At 62.9% G+C, this 11,431-nt stretch carries 9 protein-coding genes; all 9 read left to right on the top strand.

The genetic code is table 11. The features are described 5' to 3' along the window. The first annotated feature begins 4 nt into the window (after positions 1-4). Genes ACM6IK_RS23895 through ACM6IK_RS23855 form a run of 9 tightly spaced genes read left to right on the top strand, consistent with a single transcriptional unit; the run spans position 5 to position 11,424 of the window. A complete protein-coding gene (locus ACM6IK_RS23895) occupies positions 5-1,036 on the top strand; it encodes a polysaccharide biosynthesis/export family protein (protein WP_414876278.1) in 1,032 nt (343 codons plus the stop codon). A 15-nt stretch (positions 1,037-1,051) separates the two neighbouring features. Next, entirely contained in the window at positions 1,052-2,644 is a 1,593-nt protein-coding gene (locus ACM6IK_RS23890) for a GumC family protein (RefSeq protein ID WP_414876277.1), read from the top strand. Beyond that, the gene (locus tag ACM6IK_RS23885) at positions 2,641-3,735 is read left to right on the top strand and encodes a glycosyltransferase family 4 protein (protein ID WP_414876276.1); all 1,095 of its coding nucleotides are present in this window, start codon (positions 2,641-2,643) and stop codon (positions 3,733-3,735) included. The genes ACM6IK_RS23890 and ACM6IK_RS23885 overlap by 4 nt, the downstream gene beginning before the upstream one ends. Continuing rightward, positions 3,732-5,099 carry an O-antigen ligase family protein gene (locus ACM6IK_RS23880; RefSeq protein WP_414876275.1) on the top strand — a complete coding sequence of 456 codons (1,368 nt, stop codon included), beginning with the start codon at positions 3,732-3,734 and terminating at the stop codon, positions 5,097-5,099. The genes ACM6IK_RS23885 and ACM6IK_RS23880 overlap by 4 nt, the downstream gene beginning before the upstream one ends. After that, positions 5,096-6,064, top strand: coding sequence for a glycosyltransferase (locus ACM6IK_RS23875; protein WP_414876274.1), 969 nt, complete (start codon positions 5,096-5,098; stop codon positions 6,062-6,064). Before ACM6IK_RS23880 ends, ACM6IK_RS23875 begins: the two co-directional genes overlap by 4 nt. After that, complete coding sequence (locus ACM6IK_RS23870; protein ID WP_414876273.1) at positions 6,057-7,193, top strand: glycosyltransferase; 1,137 nt, start codon at positions 6,057-6,059, stop codon at positions 7,191-7,193. The genes ACM6IK_RS23875 and ACM6IK_RS23870 overlap by 8 nt, the downstream gene beginning before the upstream one ends. A gap of 12 nt (positions 7,194-7,205) precedes the next feature. Then, positions 7,206-8,207, top strand: a complete 1,002-nt coding sequence (locus ACM6IK_RS23865) for a polysaccharide deacetylase family protein (RefSeq protein WP_414876272.1) — start codon at positions 7,206-7,208, stop codon at positions 8,205-8,207. Next, a complete protein-coding gene (locus tag ACM6IK_RS23860) occupies positions 8,204-9,508 on the top strand; it encodes a lipopolysaccharide biosynthesis protein (RefSeq protein WP_414876271.1) in 1,305 nt (434 codons plus the stop codon). The genes ACM6IK_RS23865 and ACM6IK_RS23860 overlap by 4 nt, the downstream gene beginning before the upstream one ends. Then, entirely contained in the window at positions 9,505-11,424 is a 1,920-nt protein-coding gene (locus ACM6IK_RS23855) for a hypothetical protein (RefSeq protein WP_414876270.1), read from the top strand. The genes ACM6IK_RS23860 and ACM6IK_RS23855 overlap by 4 nt, the downstream gene beginning before the upstream one ends. Positions 11,425-11,431 lie beyond the last annotated feature (7 nt).

The raw sequence follows: 11,431 nt of genomic DNA, 5'->3' as shown, positions 1-11,431 counted from the left end.
CGCCATGAACGCCAAGATACTTGTCTTGCTGTTGCTGCCCCTTGCAGGTTGCTCCAGCACTTCCTCCGACGAATCGCAAAGCATGCCGGTGCAAATCCTCACGGCCCCACCGGCCAACGCCCAGGCCACTGACGTGCCCAAGGTCGAGCAGACCCTGCGCCCACAGGATGTGCTGGAGGTGATCTACCGCATCAGCATCAGTGGTTCGGCCGCCTATCGCGTGCAGTCCGGGGACACGATCGCGCTGAACTTCACCGCTGCCAGCCAGTTCAACGGCAACCAGTTGGTGCTGCCCGATGGCACCATCGAACTGCCGGGAGCCCACACCACGGTGAAAATCGAGGGCCTGACCCGCGATGAAGCACGGGACGCAATTCAGCGCGCCTACGATAGCAAACAGCTGTTCCAGCCCAACCGCAATCAGCTGTCAGTGATGGTGGTGAGCCCGCTGGCCAATGAATGGAACCTCAAGTCTGTGCTCAACCACCCCGCCACCGGCATGACCCGGGAAATCACCGTGGGCAGCGACGGCTACGCCAGCTTCCCGCAAATCGGTGCCGTGCCGCTGCAAGGCATGACCATCAACCAACTGCAGACCTACCTGAATAATCGCTATGCCACCCTGCCAGGGCGCATGACCGTGGACGTGCTGCTCAAGTCCACCGCCGGCAACGAAATCTATGTACTGGGTGAAGTCGGCCAGCCAGGCTCCTATCCGATCCGCCGCCCGGTGTCGGTGCTCGAAGCCCTGACCATGGCCCGCGGCTCCAACGCCAAGGCACGCCTGGATTCGGTGATGATCATGCGGCGCAACGGCAACCAGGTGGTCGCGCGTCGCTACGACGTGGAAAAAGCCTTGTCCGGCGACGCCACCCAGATCGCCTACCTGCAAGCGGACGACATGCTGTACGTGCCCAAGACCAAACTGGCCAGCGCCGGTGAGCTCGCGCGGCAACTGGCGGACGTCGTGTTGTTCCAGGGCATGGGCCTCAGCTTCAGCTACCGCGTCGACAACAAAGACGACGGCAGCAACTAACTCTCAGGTACCCACATGAATCCAAAGGAAAACTACCTGCATGAGTTCTTCAGGATCTTCTTCGCCAACAAGCAGTTGGTGAAGCGAGTCTTCCTGGTCTTTGCCGTGATCGCGGTGGTCTTGCCGCTGTTGCTCAAGCAGAGTTTCGATATCACCGCCCAGGTGATCGTGCAGTCCAAGAAAATCTCCCAGGGGGATGCCACCAGCACCCTCACTCAGGAGAACGCTTCCTTCATCCCACCGTCGCTGGCCGACATGGAGACCGAGAGCAATATCCTGCGTTCGCCGGCCCTGATCCGCCAGACCATCGGCCAGTTGCGCGAAAAGGGTGAGTACACGCTGCCCGTGAGCGCCTTCAACAAACTGCTGGTGCAGCCGCTCAAACGGTTTGTGATCAATCCCGTTCGCGAACACGTGATCAACCCGGTTCGCAGCCTGCTCGGGCTGCAGACCGATCCGGTACGCGACACACTGCTCGATGCCCTCACGCAGCAAGCGTCCAGTGCCCTCAAGGTTGAAACCTTGCCGGGCTCCAACGTGATCTCGATCGTCTACCACTTCCCTGACCCGGCCCAAGGCACCCGATTCGTCACTGCCCTGCTGCAAAACTACCTGGTCACCCGCCAGGAAATGCAATCGATCGACCTGCCGCAGAGCTTCTACGAAACCAAGAAATTGCAGTACCAGGTGCGTCTCGATGGCCTGGAAGCCAATCGCCTGGCCTTGCTCGAAAGCATCGGTTCGTCCGACCCCAAGGAAGAAATCACGTTCCGCCTCAACGCGATCAACACCGAAGAGCAGGCGCTCAACCTGTATCAGGACCGACTGCTGCAAAGCCAGCGCTGGCTCGATTACCTGAAAGCCAGCCTGGCGACCGCCAACAATGCCAGATTCAACGACTACACCTTCCCCTACACCTTCACCACCACGGTCGACAGCGTCGCGTTCGAAGACCGCGAGATCAAGCAACTGGGTGAGCGACTGACGACCCTGGTCAGCCGCTACATGGACGACCTGGCGGTCTTTCAGCCCGGCAGTGAGCCGATGCAAATGTCCCGCGAGCAAATCATCCGGGCCCGTGAGCAATTCCTGAAGATTGTCAGCAACCGGATTCAGGAGCGCACCAGCGACCTGGTGACGATCAGCTCGGTCATCGACCAGAAAACCGCGCGCATTGCCGAGTTCAAGAATCGCATCCATCAGTTGCAGGAAACCCGCAGCAAGCTGCGGCAGATGGACACCGAGATCAACGCGCTGCACAAGGCGTTCGGCACCTATGCCCAGCGCTTCGCCGAAAGCAGCACGGCACGCGCGCTGGACGACGACCTGTCCAACGCACGGGTACTCAGCCCACCGTTCGAACCGACCGAAGCGGCGTTCCCCAAGCCGATGTTGATCATTCCGTTCGGGCTGTTCACCGGTTTGCTGCTGGCGATTGCCCTGGTCTATGTGCGTGAGTTCTTCGACCACCGCTTCAAGCACCCTGCGCAAATCACCCATGAACTGGGCTTGCCGGTGCTGCTGGTGATCAATGATTACAGCACCCAGCCGAACAACCCGCACAAGAACTGGAGCGTACCGGCCCTCGTGCATTGGGTGCGCAATTGAACGCGCCGCTCGGTACCACCCACGACCTGCCGATCATTCATTTGCTCAGCAGCGGCGGCTTCTATGGCGCCGAGCGGATGCTGCTGGATCATTGCCTGGCGACGCCGGGGCAACACCAGGTGCTGTTTCTCGACGCGCCGCCAGAGCTGATCACGCGATTTCGCCAGGCCGGAGTCGATTGCCTCGGCTGTGCAGGCCTGGGCGCATTGCTGGGGCATTTGCGCCAGCGACGGGACCAGCGGCCACTGATCAATACGCACAACTTCAAGGGTCTGTTGTTCGGCTGGCTCGGCGCCACGCTGTTGCGCCTGCCACTGGTGATCACCCAGCACGGCTTCACCCCGCGCAGTCGCAAGCAGAAGTTCTACACCTGGCTGAGCCTGCAACTGTGCCGCACGGCCTCGGTGAACCGGGTGGTGTGTGTCGCCGAAAGCATTGCGGCGCTGCACCGTCAGGCCAATGTGCGCACCGACAAGTTGCAGGTGATCCCCAACGGCCTGCCGGCGGCGAACGACTTGCCGCCGCACAGTGGCGCACGTCAACGCTGGCTGGCCGGTTACGTCGGGCGCCTGAGTAGCGAAAAGGGCCCTGACCTGTTTCTCGATGCGCTGATCCCGTTGTGTCAGCAGTACCCGCAACTGGACGCGGTGATGCTCGGCGACGGGCCGGAGCGCGAAAGCCTGCAGGCACGGATCGACGAGGCAGGCTTGCAGGCGCGCATCACGCTGCCGGGCTACCAGACCGACATGCGCGCCTGGTGGCGGCAACTCGATGCGTTGGTGATCAGCTCGCGCACCGAAGGCACGCCGATGATTCTGCTCGAAGCGATGCAGGCCGGGGTGCCGGTGGTGGCCTTCGGCGTCGGCGGGATTCCCGATGTCTTGCAGGACCGCCACAACGGCCTGCTGGCCGCGCCCACCGACAGCACCGCCCTCGCCCGCCAGATCGGCGCGCTGCTGGATGACCCGGCCCTGGCCGGCGAGTTGATCGACAACGCAAAACGTACGCAACGGGATCACTACGACCTCAAGGTCCTGGCTGAACGCTGGTCGCAGCTTTACCTCCGGACTGCACGGGAGGCACGCGCGTGATTGTTCCGCTCTCGATCGTCAGCTTGCTCGGCCTGGTCTGCCTCGGATTGCTCGCCAGCCCTTATCCGTACCTGGCGCCGGGAGCGGTTCTGGGCCTGGTGGGTGTCGCGGTGCTGTACCGCAAGCCGACCTGGGGCCTGCTGGGCATTGTCGCCATCCTGCCTTTCGAGGGCCTGTTCAAGGACAGCGCGTTATCGGGCTCCAAGTTCCTCGGAGCTTCGCTGGCGCTGATCCTGATGCTGCAACTGGCGATTCACCAACGGTCGTCCGAGCGCTTGCGCAGCAATATCTGGCGTTTCCTGATCGGGTTCATGGTGCTGTACCTGCTCAGCCTGTTGAACACCGACAACATGGACATGTCCCTGGGCCACCTGCGCGAATTGAGCGTCGGCCTGATCCTGTTTGTCATCACCCTGCTGGTCGGGCGTGAGTTTAACCTCGACATGTTCGCCAAACTGGTTGCCATCAGTGTCACGGTGACCTGCGCCATGGCGATGTTCTCAGCCAAATACCAGGACGAAGGCCGTGCGTCCGGTATGCTCAATGACCCGAACGAATTTGCCCTGATGATCGCCTTCGCCGTGCCCATGGCGCTGTTGCTGGTGGTCCGCAGCCCGAACCGGTTGCACCGGCTGTTCTGGGGGGGCTGTGCCCTCGTGCTGCTGGCCGGCATGACCAAGACTGAATCCCGTTCGGGGCTGGTGGTGTTGCTCCTCAGCCTGTTGATCGGCACGTGGCACTACCGCGCGCAGTTGCCACATATTCGTCCACGCCACCTGGGCTTTGCCATGCTCGGCCTGACGATTGTGATTGCGCTGGGGCTGTATGCGATGCCGGCCAGTTACGTGGCGCGCATCCAGTCGCTGAGCATCCTCAGCTCCGGGGCCAAGAGTCAGGACGCGTCCCTGGGCCGTCGCGCCTCCTACATTGTGGTCGGCAGCGCCATGATCGCCGAGAATCCCTTGCTGGGTACCGGCCCCGGCACGTTCCCGCTGCACTACGCCACCACCGGTTATGCCAAGACCTTTTCCGTCAGCGGCAAGACCGACGACCTGTACCGCCGCGCCCACAACACCTACCTGGAAATCTTCAGTGAACTGGGGATTCCCGCCGGCCTGATGTTCGTCGGCATGCTGGCCCTGGGGTTGTACAACCTGATTCGCGCCCGACGGGCCTGGCTGATGCGAGGAGACGGGCATCAGGCCGATCTGATGACCCACCTGGGTATGAGTTTTCTGTCGTTGACGTTGTTCCTGATGTTCCTCAGCGCGCCGAACCACAAGTACCTGTGGATCATGCTCGCGTTGACCGGCGTGCTGCGCACGAAAGCCGAAGAAGCCCCGCTGAAAGAGGTCAAGGCATGAACCGCATCAGTATCATCATCCCGATGTACAACGAGGAGCAGCACATCGCCCGGACCCTGCTCGCGGCACGACACGCCGCCGAGGCGGCCAACGTCGAATGCGAGTTGATCGTGCTCGACAACGGCTCCGACGACCAGGGCCCGGACATTGCCCGGCAGCTCGGCGCCCAGGTTCTGGTCCTGCCCGGCCTGCTCATCGGCGCGTTGCGCAATCGCGGAGCGGCGATTGCCAGTGGTGAATGGCTGGCCTTTATCGATGCCGACGTCGAGATGCCCGAGAACTGGCTCAAGCTGTTGTTCGACCTCGAGTCCGGCGGCCAGGGCGATGTCATCGGCCTGGACCTGCACACCCCGGCCGAAGCGCCGTGGTACGCCGACGCCTGGCAGCGCCGCACCTTGCGCCCCGACACGCAGCCGCTGCATGTCGCGCAATGGCTGCCCACTTGCAACCTGCTGATGCGCCGTCGCTGGTTCGACAAGGTCGGTGGTTTCAATGAACAACTGCGCACCGGCGAGGACAAGGAACTGACCATGCGCCTGGTCGACGCCGGTGCCAAGCTGCGCTCGGTCAACCAAAGCGTGGCGCTGCATTGGGGTTACGAATGCAGTTGGCGGGAATGGATGGGCAAGGAATTGTGGCGCCAGGGCAGTCATCTGCAACTGCTGCGCACCCATGGCCCGAGCCTGCGCTTGCTGCGCTTTCCGCTGCTGTCGATTGCCGCCTGGGTCATCGATTTCATGGCCATTTCCGCCCTGCTCGACGGTTTCCCCCATCATTCGCTGCTGATGCTGCTGCTGACCGTCCTGCCCGCCCTGGCCCTGAGCCTGCGTCAGAGTGCCAGACACCGCGACCCGCTCCTGACCCTGCAACTCTGGGGCCTGCACTGGGTGCGCCTGCACCTGGCGGGCGCCGGGTTCATCCTCAGCCTTTGTCATTGGAATGCCAGGAGGCCCGCCCGTGGCTGAATTCATTTACTGGTTGTGCCTGTTGCTGCCGGTTTACGCCTACCTCGGCTACCCCTTGTTGCTGACCTTGCTGGCACCGTTTTACCCGGCAGCGCGCCATGGGCCGGCCCAACCGATGGACGTGAGCATCGTGATTGCCGCGCACAACGAAGCGCGGCATATCGAAGAAAAACTGCGCACCGTGCTGGCCCAGGATTATCAGGCCCGCTCGCTGCACATCATCCTGGCCAGTGACGGTTCGACCGACGACACCGTGGCCTGCGCGCGCCGGGTCGAGGACCCGCGCATCACCGTGCTCGACCTGCCCCGCCAGGGCAAGGCGGCGACGCTCAATGCCGGGGTCGCGATCAGCAGCGGTGCAATCCTGGTGTTCACCGACGCCGACAACCAATGGTCCACCGACACCCTCGGCCATTTGCTCGCACCGCTCAACGACCCGCAGGTCGGTGGCTGCGCCGGGCACATGATGATCCCGGTGACCGGCAAGGGCTTGAGCGTGGGCGACAGCCTGTATCGGCATTACGAAGGCTGGCTGCGCTATGTGGAAAATCGCACCGGCTGCATGGTCTCCGCCGACGGCGCATTGCTCGCCCTGCGCCGCGAGTTGTTCCAGAACGTGCCGGCGCAGGTCAACGACGATTTCTTTATCAGCACCTGCGCCCCCGTGGCGTTCAAGCGGATTGTCTACGTGCCCCAGGCTCGGGTGATCGACCAGGGCGTGGACGAAGCCGACAAGCAATTTCGCCGCCGTCAGCGCGTCACCGTGGGTGGCTTGCAAAGCCTGGCCGAGCGCCGGGAGCTGATGAATCCGCTGACCCACGGCCTGTATGCGATTGCCTTGATCAGCCACAAGCTGATCCGGCGGCTGGCGCCGATCCTGTTGCTGCCGTTGCTGCTGAGCAATTTCTGGCTGTGGGAAGACCACGGCTTTTATCGCCTGAGCCTGATCGCACAATTGCTCGGTTACACCATGGCCATTGCCGGCCTGCTGGATTCGCAACACCGCTTGCCCAAACCCTTTCGCCTGGCCGCGTTCCTCCTGGTGACCCTTGCCGGGATGAGCATCGGTCTGTGGCAGTTCCTGCGCGGGCAGCGTTACGCCCAATGGAACCCCGAGCAAAATCGATGAGAGGTGCGTGCCGTGGCAATCAAACAACTGTTAAAACGCACCAGTGGCTGGCTGTACCTGAACTCCCCGGTCGGGCGCAATCAACTGCACGGCGCCGGTGTGATCCTGATGCTGCACCGGGTGCTGGCCAGTGACCAGGCCGCCGAACTGCCCCATCGCAATGAGCTGTGCGTCGGGCCAAAGGCCTTCGAACACTTGCTGGTGTGGTTGAAAAAACACTTCGACTGCGTGCCGCTGATGGACATTCTGCAGCCCGGCACGCCGCGCTCGGAGCGGCCGAAAGTAGCGCTGACCTTCGACGACGGCTGGCGCGACAACGCGCTGAACGCCTTCCCGTTGCTGCACAAACACCAGGTGCCGGCGAGCATCTTTCTGTCCACCGATTTCATTGGCAGCCGCCAGCGGTTCTGGTGGGAAAGCATCGGCGAAACCCTGTGGAACAGCCATGGCGAACCGGCACGCCGGCACCTGATCGAATGCCTGCAGCAACTTGGGCGTCCGTTGCCGGTACTGTGCGAAAACCCGGATGAACAACGCCGCAGCCTCGCACTGCTGAATTTTTTGCAGAGTCTGAAAACCCTGTCGCCGCTAGACCTCAATTGCTTGACCGACGCCTGCCCGCAGGAGTCGCTGCCCCAGGCGCTGGACTGGCAGCAAGTGCGCTATCTGGAAGCGTCCGGCCTGGTGCGCTTCGGCCCCCATGGCGCCAGCCACGCCATCCTCACCGGCCTCGATGATCAACGCCTGGATGAAGAGCTGAGCCGCAGTCGCGACGCGCTGCTCCACGGTTGCAAACGACCGCTGCCGGTTTACTGCTACCCCAATGGCGACAACGATGCGCGGGTGCGCCAACAGGTGGCCAGGCATGACTTCCCGTTTGCCCTGGGCACCGGCACCGGCATTTATCGAGGGGCCGAAGATCCTCTGGCCCTGCCACGCTTCGGCGTGAGCCAGCGTACCGCGCGCGATCCAGGGTTGCTGTCCTGGCGCATCTACCGTGGGGCACGTCCATGAGCCGCAGCAACTACCTCAGGCACCTGGCCCTGAGCATGGGCACCAAGCTGGCGATGATCGCCCTGCGCTTGCTGCGTAACATATTGCTGGCGCGGATTCTCGGCCCCAGCGAACGGGGCTTGTTTGCCTTGCTCAACACCCTGCCCGACCTGATCAGCGCCGCCACCAGCGGCGGCTTGAATTCAGCCGTGGGCTATCAGGCGGCCAAGCAACGACCGATGGGCTTGCTGCTCAGCCAGGTGCTGCTGTTCGGTTGTCTGCTGGCGGCGTTGCTGACCTTGCTGGTGGTGGCGCTGACCCGCGAGTTCGGCAAAGAACTGGACATCACCCTGCAATTGGGCCTGCTCGCCTGGCTGTTGCTGCTGGCGGTGCCGCTGACCGTGCTCAAAAGCGGCTTGCTGACCCTGCACAATGCCTCGGGTGGGGTGGTCGCCTTCAATGCCTTGCGCCTGGTCGAGTCGCTGGCGCCGCTGCTGGTGTTCCTTGCCCTGTTCTGGATGTGGAAAAGCGCAGCCCTGGAAGCGGCGCTGATCAGTTGGCTGGCGGGGATCAGCCTGGTGGTGCTGGCCGGTTGGGTCTGGCTCAAGCGCGAGCACCCGCTGAGCCTGCAATGGGACCGCGCCAGTCAAAACGAACTGCTGCGCTACAGCGCCCGCAGCCATCCGGACCTGCTGTTCCAGCAAGTGATTCTGCGCTCCGACTACCTGTTCATCGGCGCCCTGCTCGGCACCACGGCACTGGGTCACTACGCCATGGCCAGCGCAGCCGCCGAGTTGCTGCTGATCGTTCCGGAAGCGGTGACCACGCCGCTGATGAAGCGCCTGCTGCAACAGGAAGAAGGCATCGAAAAAATCACGCCACTGGCCTTGCGCCTGACCGCTACGGTGATGCTCGGCGCTTGCCTGAGCATGGCAGTGGTCGGTGAATGGTTGATCGTGACGCTGTTTGGCGAGGCCTATCAGCCTGCCTACCCTGCGTTGCTGGCGCTGCTGCCAGGCCTGTTTGGTCTGTGCTACATGAGCATTCTGCGCCTGGACCTGCTGGGCAAAAACCGGCCCGGCACGATTTCATTGTTGATGGGCCTCAGCGCCCTGCTCAACCTGGCGCTCAATGTGCTGCTGATCCCGACCTACGGCATCGTCGGCGCAGCAGCCGCGTCTTCTATCGCGTACCTGGCCGTGACCCTGGCGCTGTTGGTGGTGTATTGCCGGTTAAGCCACGTGCCGGTCTGGCAAACGCTCATCGTCCTGCCCGGCGATATCGCGCCGATGCTGCTGATGTTGCAACGGAAGTCGGCATGAAACACCTGTTATTGCTGGTGAGTCTTGGCCTCGGGCTGAGCGCCGAAGCTGCGCCCATGCGTTGGGCCGATATCCGCGACGCCAGCCTGTACCTGCAAACGGACCGCCCCGACACCCTGACCGTGCACTGGGCCCCGGTGTGGCAGGCGCAAGCCAACGAAGAGCACCTCTACTTGCTCGACGGCCAGGGCAAACTCCAGAGCGAACGACTGATAGCCGCCGATGAGCCCAGCGGTAGTCAACACTGGGACCTGGCGCCGGGCGACGCCAGTTATCGACTGGAAATTCCTGGCTACAGCTTCCGCCGTTATACGGTTGAGCACGACGAACACACCGTCGCACTGTTCGCCCCGGCCAAGGTGCATTTGAGCGCCGAGCCCCGGGACGGTGACGAGTTGTATTTCAAGGTCGCGGCCGGTGAGCACGCGGTGCTCGCCGGTAAATTCCACGGTGGCGTCGGCGCGTTGCAAGCGCAGCGCATGAGTGACGGCCAACAGCTTTCACTGTCTCTCAAGCCTTACCCCGCCTATTGGCAGTTCGACAAAGTCGAGTTGCCCGTTGCAACCACCGATCAAGTCTGGCGCCTGCAATTGCGCGGTAGCGGCAAGGTCGCATTCTGGCTCGACGGCACGGCCAACCTGTTCGCCCAAAACCCGCAACAGCTCAAACCCTTGCGCGAAGACGAAGGCCAGACCCGGCTGACGCTGCACAACGACGTGCTCGGCAAGACCCCGAACCTGGGTATCGCCCTGCCCTATGCGCGACTGCCGGATTCCAGTTTCACCGTGCTCGATGCCCTGCAACCACAGGCCGGAACCTATTACAGCCTGGTCGACATCATGGCGACGCGGCCGCATTACGAAGACGTGTTCCGCCGGCTGTATCAGGATCGCTTGGGCATCACTCAGGACATCACCCTGCTGGCCGGCCGTCAGCGCAAGGCCGACCTGCGCGCCGACACCACCAGCAACGCCGGCCTCGACGCCTGGCTCGCCGCCACACGCGCACTTGGCGGCAAGGGCACGCACTACATCGGCTTTGCCGACGAACCGAACCTCAACTACCCGGATTACGCAACCTACAAGCGCCTTTTCAACAGCATGGCCTGGCAAGTGCGCAGCAACCCGGACAACGCCAAAGCCGGCGTGCGCATCGCCATGCCGGCCAGCTCCCGGTTCGTCAATGGCCCGCTCATCGACAATGCCGCCGACAAGCGCGGCATCGACTGGGCCCGGCGCTTGCTGGCCGAGTCCGGCGACAAGATCGATGCGCTGGCGTGGCACGAATGGATGGTCCGCGACCTGCTGGCGACCCGCGTCTACCGCGATAGCGTACGCAAAGCGGCAGAGCTGGTGGGGCTCGACGCCCAGGGACGACCGCGCAAAGCCTTGTTGCTGGACCAGACCAACATGTCCAGCGGGGCCAGCCTCAGCCCTTACGATCAGGAAACCCACTACGCCTCGTTATGGTGGGCCTCGGTCATCATCAATGCTTCCCAGGACGGCTTGCTCGACATGCTCGGCTGGTTCCAGGCCGCCGACGAACCTGAGTATCCCAAGGGCATGTTGCGCGTGCTCGGCAAGGATGAATACGAGCTCAAGCCCGTAGGCCTGGCGCAGCAATTCATCCGCCAGCATTGGCTACGCGATGTCATGCGCCTGGAGAACGACGCCTTCGAGGTTGACGTGCTGGCCATGTCTGCCGGGCACGAACGCAGCCTGCTGGGCGTCAACAAAGGCTCACGCCTGCAGCGTGTGAGCCTGGCCGGCGCGCAATGTCCATTGTCCCTGGGCTCATTGCGCTATTTCGGCGCCGACAACCGCAGTCGCGACGCATCTTTCAAATGCCTGGAGGGTCGCATCAGCTTCGATTTACCGGGAGAAACCCTGTTTGCCCTCAGCTGGAGCGCCTCATGAACGTCAT

It is taken from the genome of Pseudomonas sp. IT-196MI5 (assembly GCF_949767415.1).
Taxonomy (GTDB): Bacteria; Pseudomonadota; Gammaproteobacteria; order Pseudomonadales; family Pseudomonadaceae; genus Aquipseudomonas.
Note: the sequence above shows the minus strand (reverse complement) of the source record. Positions and strands in the feature narration are given on the sequence as shown.